The organism is Pseudomonas viridiflava, assembly GCF_003702045.1.
In the GTDB taxonomy this organism is placed as follows: Bacteria; Pseudomonadota; Gammaproteobacteria; order Pseudomonadales; family Pseudomonadaceae; genus Aquipseudomonas; species Aquipseudomonas viridiflava_C.
On record NZ_RBTP01000012.1, the window covers coordinates 153628 to 173622 of the forward strand.

The 19995-nt window shown below is 58.3% G+C and carries 21 protein-coding genes; 10 read left to right on the top strand and 11 right to left on the bottom strand.

Annotated features, from left to right (window positions below; genetic code table 11):
- Nucleotides 1–6 precede the first annotated feature (6 nt).
- The 4 genes from ALP40_RS02775 to ALP40_RS02790 form a co-directional block, all read right to left on the bottom strand.
- Nucleotides 7–711 carry a YafY family protein gene (locus ALP40_RS02775; RefSeq protein ID WP_122206761.1) on the bottom strand — a complete coding sequence of 235 codons (705 nt, stop codon included), beginning with the start codon at nt 709–711 and terminating at the stop codon, nt 7–9.
- Nucleotides 712–713: 2 nt separating this feature from the next.
- Nucleotides 714–1646: an NAD(P)-dependent alcohol dehydrogenase gene (locus tag ALP40_RS02780; RefSeq protein WP_122206762.1), complete on the bottom strand. Its 933-nt coding sequence runs from the start codon at nt 1644–1646 to the stop codon at nt 714–716.
- A 218-nt stretch (nt 1647–1864) separates the two neighbouring features.
- Nucleotides 1865–2611, bottom strand: coding sequence for an ABC transporter substrate-binding protein (locus ALP40_RS02785; protein WP_122206763.1), 747 nt, complete (start codon nt 2609–2611; stop codon nt 1865–1867).
- Nucleotides 2612–2771: 160 nt separating this feature from the next.
- Nucleotides 2772–4229: an efflux transporter outer membrane subunit gene (locus tag ALP40_RS02790; protein ID WP_122206764.1), complete on the bottom strand. Its 1458-nt coding sequence runs from the start codon at nt 4227–4229 to the stop codon at nt 2772–2774.
- Nucleotides 4230–4317: 88 nt separating this feature from the next.
- On the opposite strand from ALP40_RS02790, the gene ALP40_RS02795 reads away from it, so the two are divergent.
- The 4 genes from ALP40_RS02795 to ALP40_RS02810 all read left to right on the top strand — a co-directional run bounded on the left by ALP40_RS02795 (nt 4318) and on the right by ALP40_RS02810 (nt 11386).
- The gene (locus ALP40_RS02795; RefSeq protein WP_122206765.1) at nt 4318–4932 is read left to right on the top strand and encodes a TetR/AcrR family transcriptional regulator; all 615 of its coding nucleotides are present in this window, start codon (nt 4318–4320) and stop codon (nt 4930–4932) included.
- Between the two features lie 74 nt (nt 4933–5006).
- On the top strand, nt 5007–6113 hold the full coding sequence (locus tag ALP40_RS02800; protein WP_122206766.1) for an efflux RND transporter periplasmic adaptor subunit: 1107 nt from the start codon (nt 5007–5009) through the stop codon (nt 6111–6113).
- Nucleotides 6110–9220: an efflux RND transporter permease subunit gene (locus ALP40_RS02805; protein ID WP_122206767.1), complete on the top strand. Its 3111-nt coding sequence runs from the start codon at nt 6110–6112 to the stop codon at nt 9218–9220. The genes ALP40_RS02800 and ALP40_RS02805 overlap by 4 nt, the downstream gene beginning before the upstream one ends.
- A gap of 546 nt (nt 9221–9766) precedes the next feature.
- Nucleotides 9767–11386, top strand: coding sequence for a methyl-accepting chemotaxis protein (locus ALP40_RS02810; RefSeq protein ID WP_122206768.1), 1620 nt, complete (start codon nt 9767–9769; stop codon nt 11384–11386).
- Between the two features lie 82 nt (nt 11387–11468).
- On the opposite strand, the gene ALP40_RS02815 is transcribed toward ALP40_RS02810, so the two are convergent.
- Together ALP40_RS02815 and ALP40_RS02820 are read right to left on the bottom strand one after the other, a co-directional pair.
- On the bottom strand, nt 11469–11666 hold the full coding sequence (locus ALP40_RS02815; RefSeq protein WP_122206769.1) for a hypothetical protein: 198 nt from the start codon (nt 11664–11666) through the stop codon (nt 11469–11471).
- Nucleotides 11667–11767: 101 nt separating this feature from the next.
- The gene (locus ALP40_RS02820; protein WP_122206770.1) at nt 11768–12394 is read right to left on the bottom strand and encodes a TetR/AcrR family transcriptional regulator; all 627 of its coding nucleotides are present in this window, start codon (nt 12392–12394) and stop codon (nt 11768–11770) included.
- A gap of 110 nt (nt 12395–12504) precedes the next feature.
- Here ALP40_RS02820 and ALP40_RS02825 point away from each other — a divergent pair, with 110 nt between their 5' ends.
- The gene (locus ALP40_RS02825; protein ID WP_122206771.1) at nt 12505–13710 is read left to right on the top strand and encodes an MFS transporter; all 1206 of its coding nucleotides are present in this window, start codon (nt 12505–12507) and stop codon (nt 13708–13710) included.
- 39 nt (nt 13711–13749) lie between these two features.
- Here the strand turns inward: ALP40_RS02825 and ALP40_RS02830 are convergent, their stop codons facing one another.
- From ALP40_RS02830 to ALP40_RS02840, 3 genes are all read right to left on the bottom strand, one after another.
- Nucleotides 13750–14691, bottom strand: coding sequence for an alpha/beta fold hydrolase (locus ALP40_RS02830; protein WP_122206772.1), 942 nt, complete (start codon nt 14689–14691; stop codon nt 13750–13752).
- 294 nt (nt 14692–14985) lie between these two features.
- Nucleotides 14986–15363, bottom strand: a complete 378-nt coding sequence (locus tag ALP40_RS02835) for a hypothetical protein (protein ID WP_122206773.1) — start codon at nt 15361–15363, stop codon at nt 14986–14988.
- 130 nt (nt 15364–15493) lie between these two features.
- Nucleotides 15494–15940, bottom strand: a complete 447-nt coding sequence (locus ALP40_RS02840) for a DUF3592 domain-containing protein (protein ID WP_122206774.1) — start codon at nt 15938–15940, stop codon at nt 15494–15496.
- A gap of 273 nt (nt 15941–16213) precedes the next feature.
- Between ALP40_RS02840 and ALP40_RS02845 the strand changes: the two genes are divergently transcribed.
- The 4 genes from ALP40_RS02845 (at nt 16214) to ALP40_RS02855 (ending at nt 17925) form a co-directional block, all read left to right on the top strand.
- Nucleotides 16214–16783, top strand: a complete 570-nt coding sequence (locus tag ALP40_RS02845; protein WP_122207416.1) for a nucleotidyltransferase family protein — start codon at nt 16214–16216, stop codon at nt 16781–16783.
- Nucleotides 16784–16872: 89 nt separating this feature from the next.
- Nucleotides 16873–17316: a GNAT family N-acetyltransferase gene (locus tag ALP40_RS02850; RefSeq protein ID WP_122206775.1), complete on the top strand. Its 444-nt coding sequence runs from the start codon at nt 16873–16875 to the stop codon at nt 17314–17316.
- Nucleotides 17317–17379: 63 nt separating this feature from the next.
- Complete coding sequence (locus ALP40_RS25345; RefSeq protein WP_147478290.1) at nt 17380–17565, top strand: hypothetical protein; 186 nt, start codon at nt 17380–17382, stop codon at nt 17563–17565.
- A 69-nt stretch (nt 17566–17634) separates the two neighbouring features.
- The gene (locus tag ALP40_RS02855; RefSeq protein WP_122206776.1) at nt 17635–17925 is read left to right on the top strand and encodes a YceK/YidQ family lipoprotein; all 291 of its coding nucleotides are present in this window, start codon (nt 17635–17637) and stop codon (nt 17923–17925) included.
- A gap of 187 nt (nt 17926–18112) precedes the next feature.
- On the opposite strand, the gene ALP40_RS02860 is transcribed toward ALP40_RS02855, so the two are convergent.
- On the bottom strand, nt 18113–18370 hold the full coding sequence (locus ALP40_RS02860) for a hypothetical protein (RefSeq protein WP_122206777.1): 258 nt from the start codon (nt 18368–18370) through the stop codon (nt 18113–18115).
- A gap of 445 nt (nt 18371–18815) precedes the next feature.
- On the opposite strand from ALP40_RS02860, the gene tspO reads away from it, so the two are divergent.
- Nucleotides 18816–19256, top strand: coding sequence for a tryptophan-rich sensory protein TspO (gene tspO, locus ALP40_RS02865; RefSeq protein WP_122206778.1), 441 nt, complete (start codon nt 18816–18818; stop codon nt 19254–19256).
- A 56-nt stretch (nt 19257–19312) separates the two neighbouring features.
- On the opposite strand, the gene ALP40_RS02870 is transcribed toward tspO, so the two are convergent.
- On the bottom strand, nt 19313–19939 hold the full coding sequence (locus tag ALP40_RS02870) for a glutathione S-transferase family protein (protein WP_122206779.1): 627 nt from the start codon (nt 19937–19939) through the stop codon (nt 19313–19315).
- Between the last annotated feature and the right edge of the window lie 56 nt (nt 19940–19995).

Genomic DNA, 19995 nt, shown 5'->3' on the forward strand with positions numbered 1-19995 from the left:
CCCGCGTCAGCAGCTCTCACCCCGGACGGTGCACGGCAGTATTTCCATCGCACGCCATTCCTTGATCATCTGGCGACGGTTGCGCGTATAGCGTTCGGTCAGGACGTGCGCTTCTGCAATGTCGTCCATGTTGATAATCCGGTACTTGCTGTCGCCTTCGCACCAGGCCGACAGATGGCGTCTGGATTCGATGAAGCCGAGCATGATCGGCCAGATGGTCTGCGGTTCCTTTGGCGCATGTTCGATTGAAAGCGTGATGCTCAGTTTGCACTGATCACGCAGCGCACGGCGGATCTCGCTCAGGTCGATAGTGGTTGAAACGCTGAACGGTTTGCTGATGTAAAACGTCTCGTCTTCGAGCGTCGGCCGCATTTCCACCGGCAGAACGGCGCTGATTTTGGCCAAGGCGTTTTTCACGGCGAAGGCGAACTTGTCGTCGGTCTGGCGGCTGACCCACTGCGCGCCAATCATCAGTGCCTGAATTTCCTCCTCCGTGAACGACAGCGGAGGCAGCAGAAAACCCGGCTTGAGTATATAGCCGAGGCCCGGTTCGCCATCAATGTCGGCACCCATGCCTTGCAGGGTTGCGACATCGCGGCGGATGGTGCGCAGCGACACGCCCAGCTCCTGCGCAAGGGACGCACCCGAGACGGTTCTGCGATGTCGGCGAAGCGCTTGCATCAATTCAAACAAACGATGACTTCTGGCCATGCCTACTCCATCGCGATTACGCCTTTTCCACCGAGTTTGCGTCCTTGTTCAATGTCGGTGATCAGGTTGATCGCGCCGCTCAAGGGAACGACTTCACCGACCGGTATTTTGAATCTGCCCCGGCTGGCGGCTTCGGCCAGCTTATCCAGAATCTCCACCCGAGGCGAAGCTATTATGGGCTTGAGCCTGCGATCGAAGAGGGCGCGTATGAATTTGCCGGGACCTGGGTTCAGGTCCAGAAATACGCCACTGGGCCGTAACATCGCCAGGCCTTGCGATACGCTCAGCGCGGCAGCGGTGTCCAGCACCGCGTCGAAGCGGGTTTTGATGGCTGAAACGGGTGTTATGCGATAGTCGTAAACAGTCTGTACCCCCAGAGTTTTTGACCTGTCGATATCCTTGGCACTGCAACTGCCCGAGACGGTCGCGCCGAAATAGCGCGCGATTTGCACAGCCGCTTCACCCACGGCACCCGAACAGCCGTTGATGAACACGTGCTGGCCTGCTTGCAGCTTCGCTTTGTCGACCAAGCTGTTCCAGGCCGTGATACCCGGTGTGCCGATGCAGGCCGCATCTTCGAACGAGAGCGACTCGGGCTTTATGGCCAGAAAGGCTTCCTTGGTCACGACGGCCTGAGCAAATGCGCCGGTTTCCTTGAAGCGCGCAAGCCCCAGCACCGCATCACCGGGCTTGAAACGGGTGACATCCGGGCCTACTGCGATCACCGCGCCTGAAAAATCCATGCCCATTCCACGCGGGAACGTGTTGCCGGTGACAATCTTCATGACCCCGTTGCGCAGTTTCCAGTCGATCGGGTTGATCGCGGCATGCCTGACCTGTACCACCACTTCGTCCTTTGCGGGGGCGCATAGCTCGAAATCCTCGATCCGCATCAACTCCGGACCGCCGTATTTGCCGTACTGAATACGTTTCATGAGGTGTCTTCCCGTTGAGTGTGTGGATGACACTACCGAGCCACAGGGACAGTTTTTGTCACCATGATTGTTGGGGTGATGATGATCGTTCCGCTCCTGCGTGGTAACGCCGTTCAGGACGTCCCGCGTCTGCTCTTGAATGTGACGCAGAGCATCACGGGCTAGAGGCCCACGCGGAGCGATGGGCACGATCAGCAAAGCGCCTGACTAAAGCACAATCACTGCGCTGCAGGCTGCGTATACCTGCGCTGAATACGCTCCAGCTCACCTGACTGGCGCAATGTTTCCAACGCGCTGGCCCATGATGCGACCAGTTCGTCCTCACAGTCGCGGCTGAAGGCGATGTACAGCGAGGAGCGGTACAGCTCGATGGGTATCTGTCGCAGCGTGCCGGGGGCGATGTTCAATTGGCGGCTCTGGTAGGCCACGCCCGCATCGGTGTCGCCAATGATGATTGCGGTCCGATCATTCAGCAGCATGCGGTAGAGCTGTACGCTTTCTGTGGCGCTTTTATCGAGGTTTTTAAATCCCAGTGACTCAAGCATGTCGGGCAGCAGGCCTGCATGCCGCGTGGTGATCTGCGGCGCGTGCAGCAGCTGTTCCAGGGAGGTGATCGGCGGCGATGTTGCCAACTGATAGGGATGTATCGACTCTTCCACAATGGGACCTACCCATTTGTATAACGCCTCGCGCTCCGGGGTGCGAAACATGGAATACATGATGGTTTTGGGCCGCATCCGCAAGGTATGGCTGGCCCTCATGCTGGGGGCCAGCACTATTTTGAAATCGTTTGCGTTGACCGCCATGATCGCCTGGACAATCTCTGTGGTCATGCCGGTGAGTTGACCATTCTCCTCATAGTTATAAGGTGCCCATACTTCAGTGACGACCTGATAAGGCTCGGCCCAGGCAGGAGCGCCAAGCAACAGACACAACAGCAGCGAAGTCAGTGTCGAATAATTCACATAGCCTGCCTGGTGGGCCGTTCGATCACTGGAGCGGATGAACAGTCACGACAAGCATAGACTCAAGCGGCTGGCCTGACAGCCAGAGCCTGCGAGAAAAGTATCCGTTTGGAGTCATTCCCTGTGGATCTGCGAGCTGTCGCGCGCCGTTGTGGGTTGACTATCGAGCTGCAACGTCAGCCATCGGTGCTTGCCAGCCGCCGCCAAGTGCCTTGAAGGCGGCGACCGCTGCGCGGGCGGTTTCAGTCTGGGCCTGGGCTCTTGCGTCGGATGTCTGGAGCATCGTTTCGTCAGCACGCAGCACGTCGATCAGGCTGGCGGCTCCGTTCTGGTACCCCGCAAAGGACGATTGCCTTGCCGCGATCAAGGCTTTTTCGCCCCGGCTGAGAATGGTCGTCTGAGCGGTGCGATTGATTAGCGACGAAAACGTGTTCTCGACATCTTCGGTGGCTCGTAAAACGGACTCTCGATAGGCGGCCAAGGCTTCAGCTTCTGCGCCTTTGGCCTGATCGATCTGCGCATTGACGCGACCGAAATCGAACAGCCTCCAACGCAATCCCAGCACGCCGGCCGACTGGCTGGCGCCTCTGCTAAACAGGTTACCGCTCGACACCGCTGTCGCGCTGCCCAGCAGCGTGCTCAGGGAAAGCTTGGGGTAGTACTCGCTCACCGCCACACCGATACGGGCGCTGGAAGCGGCAAGCCGACGCTCTGCGATCATGAGGTCCGGTCTGCGGCGCAAAAGGTCGGCAGGTGTGCCGGTACCGGTAAGCTGCGGGGCGGTGGGGATCACTTTGATGGACGCCAGTTTCGTGCGGTGGGTGCCGGGTGGTACGCCCAGCATGACGTCAAGGGCGTTCATGGCGGCGTCCAGTCCTGACTGCAGAGCCGGAACGGTGGCCTGCTCCTGAGCAAGCTCGCCTTCGGTCTGGCGCAATTCGTATTCGGGCGACAGGCCCCTGTTATAAAGCATCTGCACTTTCTCAAGCAGGTCTTGCCGGGTTTTGACCTGCCGTTGCGCGATGTCCAGCCGCGTTTGCAGCCCGCGAATCGTGATGTAGGTGTCGGCCGTCTGCGCCGCAACCGCTAATCGTGTGGCCGCAACGCCTGCCTCGGACGCCTGATAGTCAGCCAGTGCAGCCTCGCGGCCGCGCCTCAATCCGCCGAACACGTCAATTTCCCAGGCAGCATTGAGATTGGTTTCGTACGCATTGCCATAGCGGTCAAAGCCCGGCGCTGAATTCAGCACCTGTCCGAGCGGCGTCTCAACGGACTGATAGGCGCGCGCAGCCTGCCCACTGACGTTGCCCGATGGCAGCAGCGCTGCCGTGGCGGCGCTGAGTCCGGCCCGTGCCTGAGTCAGCTGTGCGCTGGCCTGAGCCAGAGTGAGGTTCTGCGCCAGCGCACTGGAAACGAATTCGTTAAGCAGTGGGTCGGCAAAACTCTGCCACCAGACCGCATTATCGAACGGCAGCGCTGTAGAATCCGGCCTTGCGTCAGGTTGAGCCAGATAATGAGCCGACACAGGAGCGTCTGGACGTTTGTAATCCGGACCTACGACGCAGCCCGCCATCAGGCTGGCACTCATCAGTAGTGCGTACGTGGAGAGCGGGCGCATTGAGATTTCCTTGGGATGAACAATTGTGACCATATTACAAATTGGTCACTTGTTGTCAATCAGGGCTTGCGGAGCTAAGCTGGAAAACATGACTAAGCACATTGATACGACACCCTCACGCGGACCGTCCGATCACAGCGTTCGCGATCAGGTCGTGGAAGCGGCCACCGAGCATTTCGGTCACTACGGTTTCGAGAAAACCACCGTCTCGGATCTGGCCAAAGCCATCGGATTTTCCAAGGCCTACATCTATAAGTTCTTCGACTCCAAGCAGGCCATCGGCGAGGTGATCTGTTCCAATCGCCTGGCGATGATCATGACCATCGTCGACGCGGCAATCGCAGACGCGCCAACCGCGTCGGAAAAGCTGCGACGCCTGTTCCGCGCCGTCGTCGAAGCAGGCAGCGACCTGTTCTTCCATGACCGCAAACTGCACGACATCGCCGCCGTGGCCACACGCGACAAGTGGCCGTCTGCCCTTGCACACGACGCCCGGCTGCGCGAACTGATCCAGCAGATCATTCTCGAAGGGCGTGAGTCCGGCGAGTTCGAACGCAAAACACCACTCGATGAAACCGTACAGGCCATTCACTTGGTCATGCGCCCCTACATCAGCCCGGTCCAGTTGCAGTACAACCTGGAAATAGTCGCCACAGCGCCTGCTCACTTGTCTGCGCTGATCCTGAGAAGTCTTGCGCCTTAGTTTGTGACTATTGACTAAATTGGTCACTGTCTAGAGAATCGGATTCATGCTCACTTTCAAAAGTTAGGGATCCCATGCTCCGGCTCATACCTGCAACGCTCGCCGTTTGTGCTCTGCTTTTCGTTCTGACCGCGTGTGGCGACTCGTCGAGCGTGCGCGATCCTCGTACGCAACCTCCGTTGGTGAGAAGCGCTGCGGTCACAAGTGCCAGTGACGGCGCTCGTTCGTTTACCGGTGTGGTGGTCGCTCGCGTACAGAGCGATTTGGGGTTCCGCGTATCCGGGAAGGTTCTGGAGCGTCTGGTCGATACCGGGCAGACGGTCAAGCGCGGCCAGCCGCTCATGCGTCTGGACCCGGTCGACCTCGGCCTTCAGGCGCAAGCCCAACAACAGGCTGTGGCCGCAGCCGTGGCGCGTGCGAAACAAACGGCAGATGACGAAGCCCGCAACCGGGATCTGGTCGCCGCCGGAGCCATTTCTGCCTCGTCCTACGACCGGATCAAATCCTTGGCCGACATGGCCAAGGCCGAGCTCAGCGCTGCGCAGGCTCAGGCTGCCGTTGCGCGCAATGCCACGGGTTATGCGGTGTTGTTGGCCGATGCCGACGGGGTTGTTGTAGATACTCTCGCCGAGCCCGGACAGGTCGTCAGCGCAGGACAGCCGGTGGCTAGGCTGGCTAAATCGGGGCAGCGTGAGGCGATTGTCCACTTGCCGGAAACAGTGCGGCCTGCCCTCGGTTCTCAGGCGCAAGCGCGAATGTACGGAAACGACTCAGACGTTGTCCCCGCGAAACTGCGACTGTTGTCCGACTCGGCCGATCCGCTGACCCGTACCTTCGAAGCCCGTTACGTGCTCGACGGTGCCACCGCCGCCGCCCCACTGGGGTCGACCGTCACAATCGATATCGAGGACGGCAAGACCTCCCGGCAAAGGCTTGCGGTGCCTATCGGCGCGCTTCATGACGCAGGGCAGGGGCCTGGCGTGTGGGTGATCGCCGGAACACCTGCAAAGGTGTCGTGGCGTGGCGTGCAGTTGTTGGGCCTGAGCGATGATTCAGCCCGTGTAACGGGTGGCTTGAAGCCTGGCGAACAGATCGTGGCGCTCGGTGCCCACCTGCTTCACGAGGGGGAAGAGGTGCTTGTGTTGCAACCTCGCGATGTCGTCGCTGGAGCGAAGCCATGAGCACGGGCCGTTTCAACCTATCGGCACTCGCTGTTCGCGAACGGTCCATCACGCTGTTTCTGATATTCCTGATCGGCGTCGCCGGCACGCTGTCCTTCTTCAAGCTGGGGCGCGCTGAAGACCCGCCGTTCACGGTCAAGCAGATGACGATCATTTCGGCATGGCCCGGCGCGACCGCGCAGGAAATGCAGGATCAGGTCGCCGAGCCGCTTGAAAAGCGCATGCAGGAACTGAAATGGTACGACCGCAGCGAGACGTACACCCGTTCGGGCCTCGCGTTCACGATGGTCTCGTTGCAGGATAAGACCCCGCCGTCCCAAGTGCAGGAAGAGTTCTATCAGGCACGCAAGAAAATCGACGATGCAGCGAAGACGTTGCCGACAGGCGTCATCGGTCCGATGGTCAACGATGAATTTTCCGATGTAACTTTTGCGCTCTTCGCCTTGAAGGCCAAGGGTGAACCGCAGCGCCTGCTGGTGCGCGATGCCGAAGCGCTTCGCCAACGGCTGCTGCACGTGCCTGGCGTGAAGAAGATCAACATTGTCGGGGAGCAGGCCGAGCGCATCTTCGTGTCGTTTTCCCACGAGCGTTTGGCGACGCTGGGGGTCTCGCCGCAGAACATTTTCGCTGCGCTCAATGCTCAGAACGTGCTGACGCCCGCGGGCTCCATCGAGACCGATGGGCCTCAGGTATTCCTGCGTCTGGATGGCGCTTTCGACAAACTCGATAACATCCGCAACACGCCGATTGTCGTGCAGGGCAGAACCCTCAAGCTGTCTGACGTCGCGACCGTCGAGCGTGGTTATGAAGACCCGGCGACGTTCATGGTCCGCAATCAGGGTGAACCTGCCTTGTTGCTAGGCGTCGTGATGCGCGATGGCTGGAACGGGCTGGACCTGGGCAAGGCGCTGGATGCCGAAACGGCCAGCATTAACGCAGGCATGCCGCTGGGCATGACGCTTTCCAAGGTCACTGACCAGTCCGTGAACATCGCCTCGTCGGTCGATGAGTTCATGATCAAGTTCTTCGTCGCACTGCTGGTGGTGATGCTGGTCTGTTTCCTCAGCATGGGCTGGCGCGTGGGTGTGGTGGTGGCTGCCGCCGTACCGCTGACCCTGGCGATTGTGTTCGTGGTCATGGAAGCCACCGGCAAGAACTTCGACCGCATCACCCTGGGCTCGTTGATTCTGGCGCTGGGCTTGTTGGTGGATGACGCGATCATCGCCATCGAGATGATGGTGGTGAAAATGGAGGAGGGCTACGACCGTATCAAAGCCTCGGCCTACGCCTGGAGTCACACCGCAGCGCCCATGCTCGCCGGTACGCTGGTGACGGCGGTCGGGTTCATGCCCAACGGGTTCGCCCAATCCACGGCGGGCGAATACACCAGCAACATGTTCTGGATCGTCGGCATCGCGCTGATTGCGTCCTGGGTCGTCGCGGTCGTGTTTACGCCTTACCTGGGCGTGAAGTTGCTGCCTGACATCAAGCCGGTCGAAGGCGGTCATGCCGCGATTTACGACACCCCGCACTACAACCGTTTTCGCCGGATTCTGGCCCGTGTCATCGCTCGCAAATGGCTGGTCGCAATCGTGGTGATCGCGACATTCGTTGCCGCGGTGCTGGGCATGGGGCTGGTCAAGAAACAGTTCTTCCCGACCTCCGATCGCCCGGAAGTGCTGATCGAAGTGCAGATGCCGTACGGCACCTCCATCGAGCAGACCAGCGCCACAACGGCCAAGGTCGAAGCCTGGCTGCAAAAGCAGGACGCGGCGAAGATCGTGACCGCCTACATCGGCCAGGGCTCGCCGCGTTTTTATCTGGCAATGGCGCCTGAGTTGCCCGATCCATCGTTTGCCAAGATCGTCGTGCTGACGGACAGCCAGGAGTCGCGTGAGTCGCTCAAGCACAGCATTCGCGAAGCGGTCGCACAGGGGCTTGCACCCGAAGCGCGGGTGAGGGTGACGCAACTGGTATTCGGGCCTTATTCGCCATTTCCGGTTGCGTACCGTGTCTCCGGTCCTGACCCTGACAAACTGCGCGAGATTGCGCAGCAGGTACAGACTGTCATGCAGAACAGCCCGATGATGCGCACCGTCAACACGGACTGGGGCTCGCGGGTACCGACGCTGCATTTCTCGCTGAATCAGGATCGGCTGCAGGCGGTCGGGCTGACCTCCAGCGCCGTTGCGCAACAGTTGCAGTTCCTGCTGTCCGGTGTGCCAATCACCTCGGTGCGCGAAGACATTCGCTCGGTCGAGGTCATGGGCAGAGCCGCCGGGGATATCCGTCTGGACCCTGCGAGAATCGCAGGCTTTACCCTCGTAGGCTCTGCCAGCCAGCGCATCCCGCTCTCGCAGATCGGCGAAGTCGGCGTGCGCATGGAAGACCCGATTCTGCGTCGTCGTGACCGTGTGCCCACCATCACCGTGCGCGGCGACATTGCCGAGCATCTTCAGCCGCCCGATGTCTCGTCCAGGATCATCAAGAACTTGCAGCCGATCATCGACAGCCTGCCAGCCGGTTACCAGATTGATCAGGCCGGATCAATCGAAGAGTCGGCCAAGGCGACCGTGGCTTTGCTGCCACTGTTCCCGATCATGATTGCCGTCACCTTGCTGATCATCGTCCTGCAAGTGCGTTCGATGTCGGGGATGGTCATGGTGTTCATGACCGCGCCACTGGGGCTCGTTGGTGTAGTGCCGACCTTGCTGCTGTTCAATCAGCCCTTCGGCATCAACGCGCTGGTGGGGCTGATCGCGCTGTCCGGCATTCTGATGCGCAACACGCTGATCCTGATCGGGCAAATCGATCAGAACGAAAAGGAAGGGCTCGATCCGTTCCATGCCGTGGTGGAGGCCACCGTGCAGCGTGCGCGCCCGGTGCTGCTCACGGCGCTGGCCGCCATCCTGGCCTTCATCCCGCTCACGCATTCGGTGTTCTGGGGCACGCTGGCTTACACACTGATCGGCGGCACACTGGGTGGTACGGTCATGACGCTGGTGTTCCTGCCGGCCATGTATTCCATCTGGTACAAAATCCGCCCCGATCAGAAGCCGCAGGCTGCGCAACACACATCCACTGACGCACCCGTGACGAGGACCTGAGCATGAACAGTTACCTAGGGCAAAAGCGCGTCGTTGTCATCGGCTGCGGGTGGGTCGGACCGTTGGGCTGTGGTGTTGAAGACATCTGGCGCAGGTTGTTGGAAGGTCAGTCGAAGCGCTGAAATCCGCTTCTGCTCGCAAGGCGCCGGAGTTTTCGGCGGTTACGACGGCAGCAATGGGCTGCGCAGCGGCCCCTGATGCATGTGACACACCGCATGTGCCGGCTTTGCTGCCGGTGCCTGGCAGATCGCGGACAAACGGAGCGCCGCCCGGTCTGCTCCCAAGGTCCGCTGAATAAGCGCTGAAATCTGCTTCTGCCCGAAGGGCGTGGGAGCTTTCGGAGGTTACGACGGCAGCGATAGGCTGCGCAGCGGCCTCTGTTACACCTGACACACAGCATGTGCCGGGATGGCTACCCGAACAGAAAAGAAGGCAGTTGCAGTGGCTCTAAGTCGGTGCATTGCTTCGGGCCTGCCTAAAGTTTCCGGCGTTGAGTCGATAGCGTGGCGAACGTGTCAATCATTCGACGGAAAACAGGAATCTCGCATGCGCTTAAGAAATCTAAATGTGGCTCCACGAGCCGCCCTGTTTTTCGCCTTGATCATCGCTTTGGTTTGTGTACTGGGTGTATTCGCCGTGTTGCAAATGGGCAAGCTGAGGGATGCCGAAAAAGATGTAGAACTCAACTGGATGGCCAGCATTCGACAAACGTCGTTGATGAATTCTACGGTCCTTCGCCTCAGGCTTGAAACCCAGCGCGGCCTTGCTGATCCACAATCCATTCAAAAGACCATCGAGAGCTTTGCCGGCTACCGTAAGGCGTTCACTGATTCGGTGGAAAATTATGAGCCACTCATCGCAAGCGACAAAGAACGTGCAATTTACGCACCGGTGAAAAACAGCGCCGATGCCTACTCCAGGCAATTGGAGCTTCTCGAACCGTTGATGAAGCAGGGTGATATCCCGGCAGCGGTCAAGTTGGTCAGCACCGGCATTCGCCCCCTGACCAATGCAATGGAAGATCAGATCAAGGACCTTACCAACTTCAACAATCAAGGTGCCACTCAAGCCGGGCAGACCGCGACTGATTTGTATAACGATGGGCTCTGGCTCGTTGTTGGGCTTATCACGGCTGTCATCATCTTGACGATTGGTTTAGCACTCCTGCTGACGAAAAGTATTACTTCCCCCATCAACGATGCCTTGTCCGTTGCAGAGCGCATCGCAGCCAGTGACCTCTCCAAGGAAGTGTTGGTCAGCGGGACTGATGAAGCCGGACGACTGCTGAAAGCGCTGGCGCAGATGCAGGCAAACCTTCGCACCACGATCATGCAGATCGCCGATTCATCCACTCAACTGGCGTCCGCCTCGGAAGAGATGACAGCAGTTACAGAGGAATCGAGTCGAGGCCTTGTCGCCCAGAATGACGAGGTCAATCAGGCCGCAACGGCAGTCACCGAAATGAGCGCGGCCGTTGACGAGGTCGCACGTAACGCAGAGTCGGCTTCCGAAGAGTCAAAGCGTACCCAGGGCTTTACCGAAGAAGGTTCGGCGCGGGTAGCCCAGACCTTGAAGTCGATTCAGAAGTTGAACGGTAACGTTGAAAACACCAGTGAACAGATTCAAGGTTTGTCGAATCGTGCCCAGAGCATCTCTAAAGTGGTCGAAGTGATTCGAGCGATTGCCGAGCAGACCAACCTGTTGGCGTTGAACGCCGCCATCGAGGCCGCCCGTGCAGGCGAACAGGGGCGCGGTTTTGCGGTGGTTGCGGATGAGGTAAGAGCGTTGGCCCATCGGACCCAGGTGTCGACACAGGAAATCGAGCAGATGATCGCGGCGATTCAGACCGATTCCGATCTGGCGGTGAAAGCGATGAACACAAGCAAAGACCTGGCGACCGAGTCTCTGGGCGTTGCCCAAGAGGCCAGTACTTCGCTGGATCAGATTGCCAAGGCCATCATTCAGATCAACGAGCGCAACCTCATGATCGCAACAGCCTCTGAAGAGCAGTCCCATGTTGCCCGCGAGGTTGACCGCAACCTGGTCAGTATTCGCGAACTGGCCACCCAGAGCGCCGCAGGTGCCAGCCAGACGGCCAGCGCATGCGGTGAGATGTCGAAGCTGGCGGTCAACCTGAACCAGTTGGTGAATCGATTCGTGGTGTAAGTCGTATTGTCGCGAGATGGTGTGGACGTTGGTCTGATAGGCGTGGCCGCTCGTCAGTCAACGATCCGCATCGGACAGCGGGTCAATGAAGAACTCTGCGGCTTTCTCCAATCCTGATTCTGTCTAGCGCTCTGTTTAACGCATCCAGGGCGTCGAGCAGAGCTTTTGCCTCTGCCTCCCGGCCATCGCCCCACAGGCGTTCAGCCATTGTGTTCAGCGCCTGTATGGAGTGCTCAATGTCAGCAGCAGTCGCTGTTTTGCTTTGAGGTTTCTTTGGCATTGACCTTACTCCGGCGCGTTGCCTCATCAGTTTTGCACGCTGCACGGTTATCGAACCGCACAGGCTGCGACGTATTGAAACTTACGGTCAGCGCTTGCTGGTCATGGGTCAGCTGCATTCCCACTCAGGCTATCCCACAACCCCATCACTTGACTCACCGCAGCATCCAGCATTTGATGCGAAATACCATCGCGCGCCAATGTCGACATACCCAGCATGAAGCTGTCGAACACGGCAGCCAGGCTCTCCGGCATCACCGTCTTCGGCAAGTCCCCCGCTTCAATGGCGCGTTCGACACAGTCAACGAGGGCAGCACGGTTCATATCTCTCGCCCGTGCGAGGGGCGCGGAAATGGCCTTGCTCTCGTCTGAACACGCACTCATTAACCCCAGCGACACCAGGCACCCCTTGGGATGATCGGCTTCGCACTGCATTTTCGCTGAGCGGCGAAGGGTGCGTTCGATCGCTTCTCTGGGCGCAAGGGTGGTGTCAAACAGGCTGTCGGTGACGCGTCCGTGGGTGGTGAGGTATCGCTCCATCACCTCGATGAACAGGGCCTGTTTCGAGCCGAAAGCGGCGTAGAAGCTAGGCGCGGTGATGCCGTTGCCGATGCCTGCCTTGAGCTGACTCAGGGAGGTGGCGTCGTATCCGTGTTCCCAAAATAGATGCATTGCCTGAGTGATTGCCGCGTCACGGTCGAATGTACGCGGACGACCCATCTGTGCCATGTCGGATCTCCTTTAAAGGCACTTAAATACTAATCGATACATAAGTCATTGACCACCCGTGCGCTTCTCCCTATATTTATACCGATCAGTATATTAGTCGGGAGAGCGACATGGCGACAGATGAGACACAGGGCGGGAAACTTCCGTTTGGGGCATTACTGGCGTTGGCGATGACGGGTTTTATCTGCATTGTGACCGAAACCTTGCCTGCGGGTTTGCTGCCGGAGATCGGCAGCGGGCTGGCCGTTTCGCCGTCGTTTGCCGGGCAGATGGTGACGGTTTACGCGTTGGGGTCGTTACTGGCGGCCATACCGTTAACCATCGCCACGCAAAGCTGGCGTCGCAGAACGGTGTTGCTGCTGCCGATCCTTGGCTTTCTGATATTCAATTCTGTCACGGCGCTGTCCTCGAGCTATTGGCTGACGTTGGTCGCACGGTTTTTCGCTGGCGCCTCCGCGGGTCTGGTCTGGAGCCTTATCGCCGGTTATGCACGGCGCATGGTTGTGCCGCAATTGCAGGGCCGGGCAATGGCGATCGCGATGGTGGGAACGCCCATCGCGTTGTCGCTTGGGGTGCCGTTGGGCACCTGGCTGGGTGGGTTAATGGGCTGGCGCATGGCGTTCGGGTTGATGTCCGGTATGACGCTGGTATTGATCGCCTGGGTGCTGATCAAGGTGCCGGACTATCCCGGCCAGTCGTCCTCCGAGCGCATGGCATTGCGGCAGGTTTTTTTCACTCCTGGTGTGCGCTCCGTGCTCGGCGTTGTCTTCACCTGGATGCTGGCGCACAACATTCTTTATACCTACGTCGCGCCTTTCGTTTCCGAGGCCGGACTGGCGAATGACGTCGACGTGGTGTTGCTGGCATTTGGTGTGGCCGCACTGGCTGGCATCTGGGTCACGGGACGTCTGGTGGATCGTCATTTGCGAACGACGGTATTGGCCAGCCTCGCGATCTTCGCTGCGGTGTCGGTTTTCTTTGGCCTGTTTCCGGGCTCTACCTTGGCCATCTACATTGGAGTCTTCATCTGGGGCCTGACGTTTGGCGGCGCCGCGACGCTGCTGCAAACGGCCCTTGCCGATTCGGCAGCGGAGGGCGCTGACGTTGCGCTGTCGATGAATGTGGTTGTCTGGAACAGCGCGATCGCAGGCGGTGGAATAGTGGGCGGCGTGTTGCTTGGCCAATGGGGCGCAGGTTCATTCCCTTGGGTCCTGTTGATGCTGTTGCTGGCAGGTTTGGTCATTGCATCGCAAGCGCGCGTACATGGTTTTACCCAAGGTGTCAGGCAGTCCGGTCAATTGGTCGCCGGTCATTGATGTGCAGGCAGCATTGCGCTGCCTGCCACAGCGTCCAGGTTACTGAACGTTCCTGTCCAGAAACTCACGTATCACAGGGACGATTTCCTTGCCGTGGGTTTCGAGGGCGAAGTGCCCGGTGTCGTAGAAGCGTATGTCAGCCTTGGGGATATCGCGCTTCCAGGCTTCTGCTCCGGCGGGAACGAAGAATGGATCGTTCTTTCCCCACACCGCCAGTAAGGGCGGCTGATAGTTGCGGAAGTACGCCTGAAAGGTCGGGTACATCGCGACGTTCGAGGCGTAATCCAGCACCAGGTCCAACTGAATGTCCGCATTGCCTGGCCGCGACACCTGAAGCCCTTCCAGCGTGTAGCCGTCTGGCGAAACCGAACTCTTGTCCGCGACGCCTTCAAGGTATTGCCACTTGATCGACGCTGGCGTGGGGAAGTCCTTCAGGGCATCCCGGTTCTGTTGCGTGGGTTCGTGCCAGTACTTCTGGATTGGAGCCCAACTATCACCCAGTCCTTCCGCATAGGCGTTGCCGTTCTGGGAAATGATCGCGGTCACTCGCTCCGGGTGGGCGACAGCCAGACGCCATCCTACCGGGGCACCGTAGTCATGCACCATCAATGCGTATTTGCTGAGTTTCAGCTGCTCGGTGAACTGGCCGATGGTCTTCGCCAGTTGACTGAAGGTGTAGCTGTAAGCGCTTTTCGCTGGCGCTTCGGTGAAGCCAAATGCTGGCAGATCCGGTGCAATCACATGATAACGATCAGCCAGCTCGGGAATAAGGTCGCGGAACATGAACGATGAGGCGGCAAAGCCGTGAAGCAACAAAACCGTGGGTGCGCTGGGGTCGCCTGCCTCGCGGTAGAACATCTTTACATCACCGACCTGCTCGTAGCGGTAATGGACAGGGTGAGTCGATTCGGCGCAATGGGCACCGCCAGCAAGCAGGGAGGCCGTGAGTCCGGCTGCTGCGATTGATGTGGAAGAAGACATAACGAGTCCTTGAGTAACCTTTAAAATTGAAAATAAAGGTTACGATGTGTCGTGTAACCTGTCAAAGTAATTTTTAAGGTTACTGAGCGGAGTGATGCCGTCTGCCTGACAGACAACCACCTTACCGGGCGGCGAAAAAGGGCAGGGCGATGACCAGTCTGATGCGGATGGCTGTTGGACGAACGTTCGCACGGGGTTGCTGGCGCGCGAGCGCACTGGACTCGGATTGCAGTGTTCCTGAAGGCAGTGTTGCTGAAGATCGCCCCAGCCAAAACAGTCGGCAGCGTTCGTTATTCATGGGCTGACTATCGGGTAGTGCTTGATGCGGCACTCGTAGCTATGGCCCTCTCCTTTGCACAGACCATCCAGATACCGGTAGTCGACATGCACAGACGCCCCTTTCTTGGGCCATTGTCGGCGCGGGAGTATGTTTTGGTAATCCGTGGTTTCCGGGCTAAACAGGATGGTCGCGTCTTTATCCGGACACTCTATGGTGGGCGATGCCGGTCGCACCCTCAGAACCTTGGCTTTCAAGTGCGGATACGGGTCGTTCAATACCGCGGTAATACGCAGTTCCATGCTGCAAATCTGCCACGTTGCCGCATGGGCGGGTTCGCACAACGCCAACAGGGGCAAGACCGACATCACATAGCGTATTGCATGATTGACCATTATTGACCGCTCCTGAAACAGGGATATCAAAGGCGTCGTCAGACCTGCGTCCGGCGAATCATAGGCCGGTTTCAACCTGCCGTTTTGGTCGGCCACTGAGTCAGCCGTTGACGCTGGTTAAGGCGGGTCGCTACCCACCCTGCCAAGGTTGCGCCGTCTTGCGTCGTCGAATCCAGGCGGCCAAATGGGTGCCGCCTCCCGCAGTGAATACGATGGCGAACATGCCCACCATCAGGTTTGCGCCCCACAGTGCGCCAAGGCTTTCAAGACTCGCAGTGCTGGACGGGGATTCGGCACGGTAGAGCACGGTGACCGAATCGCCCACCGCATAGCCGAAGATCAATCCACCCTGAGGGAAGCTGACCGCCTTGCCGGTCGCGTCGGCAAAGTCGATTTGCGGGTGGCTACCGCCCGCATTCAGAGCGCTGACATGTCCTTCGGCACGTTGCGCATGGGCCAGAAAGTCGAGCTGGTACTGGATCAGCCAGACGGTGAAGCAGAGCAGGAACAGACCCAGCGGTAGGAAAGTCAGTGCACGAAGCAGATCGCCCCGGTCGGAATACGGCTTCTTGCTCATTGCAGGTCCTTTGCATCATTCATCAGCGAGCGCTATTACAAAGAGCGCTCGGGAATCTGTCAATCGCGCTCATGCCGGGGCGGCGCTGAATAGCCGCTGTGTGGATACGCACGCTTCAAACCGCCCCCGTTGGATCGTACGTCTGATACATGGATAACTGTTTTCGGTGAACGTTTTCCGTTCAAGCCAGTGGCCTCAATCCAGTTGCCAACATGTTCAACTTAATGATGTAAGGTCGCTAGCCTGCACCGAATAGACTTTCAAGGGATGAACATGACATTGAGCGCCGCAGAGCTGGTCAGGATCGCAATGACCAACCCCGTGAATCTGGCAATCAGCTCCCGGTTGCCTTCGTTGGGTTTAAACCAGTGCATGCTGACGGCAGGCTGCCTGTTCCAGGCTGTTTGGAATTGCCAAATGCAGTCGCCGCCTGAGTGGGGCGTAAAAGATTACGATGTTTTCTACTTTGATACCGACCTGTCATGGGCGGCCGAGAGCACGGTCATTGAATCAACCAGACGTCTCTTCAGCGACCTTGACGTCAATATTGATATCAAGAACCAGGCCCGTGTCCACCTTTGGTATCACGAGCGGTTTGGCCGTGAATGCCCCCAGCTTCGCTCGACCAAAGAAGGCGTCGACCGGTATTTGATTTCCGGCACTTGTATTGGATTGGACATCGAAACGGGTGACGTCTACGCGCCTTATGGGCTGGATGACGTGGATCAGGGCATCCTCAGGATTAATCCACAGAACTACCATCCCGACTTGTTCGAGCAGAAGGCTAAAAGTTATCAGGCCCGCTGGCCTTGGCTCAGGATCCTTGACGCCGACGCTTTATGACGTGGTGCTTCGTCACGAACCGTTTGAGGGGGTGGTTTGAATAAGCGTCGCTCATCTTGCAGCACATGGCGTTAGATCAGGGGCCATCTATGAAGCAAATCGAGATTCAACGGACTACACAACTTCCGCCGCAGATCCAGTCATTGGCACTGACGGCAGCCGAGGAAGGCTACAGGTTTCTGACACGTTTGGTTGCGGAGTGGAACAGTGGTGCGAATCGCTTTGACGCGCCTGGAGAATGCTTAATGACCGCTGTACTGGGTGGCTGCCTGATCGGCATCGGAGGCGTTTCAGTTGATCCTTACGTACAAAACCGCGCTGGCAGGCTGCGCAGGGTGTATGTGTTGCCTTCAGCAAGAAGGCAGGGCATCGGGCGAGTATTGGTGGAACAACTTGTCGACCATGCCGCTCGACACTTCAGCCAGGTGCGACTGTTCACTGATACGGCTGAAGGAGATGCTTTTTATCGGCGATGCGGTTTCAAAAGAGCGGCCGAAGACAACGCGACCCATGTCATGATTTTCAATTTATAGCGTTTCCTGCCAACGTAGTGCCCACAGGCGTCTTCATTTACCCTCTAAACGGATTTTTCAGTCATGGCTTTGCACGAATGCTCGTATACGTTTGAAGAACTCGCCGCTACCGTTTTGCCTGCGCATATGAATCAGATGAGCGCTGCCCTTGAATCACCCAGTAATATGCAAGCTTTCGCAGCGCCGGGGCAGGGCGTCAAATCATTGCTGCGCCATTTTGGCTTGGCGAAAGATTTCTCGTATTGCTAGGTGCAACGCAGTCACCGTCTCGGCGGTCAGTAAACTGCCACGGACTCCGTGCATGCTGTGAGGGAATATATGATCAAGCGATGTTTGATAGTGGCTACCTTGCTGTCACTGAGTGGCTGCTGGAGCTTGATGTTTCACCTGGACGGTGAGCGTTGTCTTTACCCTGGCACCCGCGAGGGTTTGGCATGGGGCACTCACTCCGGTCCGTCAAGCTGGCCCCTGCTGATTGACGTGCCGTTCTCTTTTGCATTGGACACGGTGCTGCTGCCCTACGATCTCACAGTCTTTCTGCCGGATAAAATGGGCGGGGGGGATGGTGATTGTGGGATTAGCGACGGCACGCTAAACGTGCTCGGTTGAATGGCCGTGCCTTGTTCTGCGAGCTGATCCAGCACTTGGCGGTTGAAGCCGCAGCCGACGACTTGCGTGACTGCACCAGCCAGGCGTATCGAGTTTTCCGGTCAGGATCACCGCCTTGCAATCGTTTCAATCGTCAGTGGGGCGCAAGCTCCACCAGTCGAGGCGCTGGAGCGTTATTTCACACCGTTTACGGCTCAACAGAAGCCTGTTTTTTCTGAGCTTTGGCCTCGGCAGCAAGGCACTCTAGAGCAAACTGCTCTGTGTATGTCATTTGAATCGGGGTGGTGTCTCCCTTGACGGTTCGTTCGCCTTCAAGGATGTACTTGATTCGCTTGTCAGTGACACCAATACGCTTGGCGATCCACGAAGGTGTTTGCCCGATGCGCGAAATCAGCTTGTCCGCGTACTCGGTGGAAGGGTTGTAGTGTTCTGCGTTGGGTGTCATTTGATGTCCAGACAGGAAGGTTGGGCGCTAGGGGGTGAGTATGCACCACGGTGTGCTAAATCGTGGGTTGTGTCGCTAGCGATAGGGAGTTACCCATGAAATTCTTATTTTTTCTGAAGCAGAGCCTACATGATTGCCTGAATCGTACCGGGACTTACCCGCCAAAAAGAGGCACTGAGCGCACGCTGTTTTTCGAGAATGGCTGAGCTTACTTAACATCAATAAGCTGAGTGTACGACGACACCATGATGCTAATGATTCGGATGGAGGAAAGACGTCGGCGAGTCGCGTCCGTTACAGGCAAGATGTAGGTTCCGACGATAGTTGACCACTACAGTGTTTGCTGCGCGACGGAATAAACTCCACCCGCGAATTGAATTTCTGACACCGCAATCGAGTCATTGAAGGGTAAGCGCCAGACCCTTATTCCTCTCAAGGACCGACGATGACCTTCTTCATTTTTCTCCTCGCCTGCGCGGCCGCTGCAAGCACCGGCATCATGTTCAAGCCTGGCCAATGGTACGAGTCGTTGACCAAGCCGAGCTTTACGCCGCCAAACTGGTTGTTTCCAGTCGCCTGGACCATCATTTACCTGTTGCTGGCCTGGGCGGGTTATCGGCTTAGCCTTATGCCTGGGAGTCAGGAAGCGTTGGCGCTGTGGGCGGCACAGATAGCGTTGAACACACTGTGGACGCCAGTGTTCTTCGGCGCGCACAAGCTGTTCGCCGGGATGGTGATCATCACAGTACTCTGGCTGGTCGTGGCGACCCTATTGGTCATGGCGTTGCGTCTGGACGTGCTGACCGGGTTGATGCTGTTTCCCTACTTGCTCTGGCTCTGCGTGGCAGCAGCGCTGAACTTTTCGATCCTGCGCAACAATCGCTGATCATCCCGTGAACGGCAGCCGGGCGCCGCAGAACGCCCGGCCGACCGATCTTCGTCTTATTTGGCGAACGAGTATTCGCCGCCTTTTTCCAGCGCCGTGCGGTACGCAGGTCGGGCTTGAAGCGTGTCGACCCAGGCCGCCACGTTCGGGTATGGCTGCAGCTTGCCGCGCGCCTTGGCCAGCTCGCCGATGAAGCTCATCTGGATGTCCGCGCCTGTCAACTCTTCGCCCACCAGGTACGGCGTCAGGCCCAGGGCTTCGTTCAGATAACCCAAGTAGTTGGCCACTTCCGATTCGATACGAGGGTGCAACGGCGCGCCCGCATCGCCCAGACGCCCAACGTACAGATCGAGCATGAGCGGCAGCATGGCCGAGCCTTCGGCGAAGTGCAGCCATTGCACGTATTCGTCGTAGGTGGCAGTGGCAGGGTCCGGCTGCAGACGGCCATCGCCGTGGCGACGGATCAGGTAGTCGATAATGGCGGCGGACTCGATCACCACATGAGGACCGTCCTGAATGACCGGCGACTTGCCCAGCGGGTGAACAGCCTTGAGCTCGGGCGGGGCGAGGTTGGTCTGGGTGTCGCGCTCGTATCGCTTGATCTCGTAGGGCAGGCCGAGTTCTTCGAGCAGCCAGAGAATACGTTGTGAACGCGAGTTATTGAGGTGGTGAACAGTGATCATGAGGGCTCCGCTGTTAAAGAAGGTGTAAGGAGCAGACTGCTGTGTCATCGCAGAGT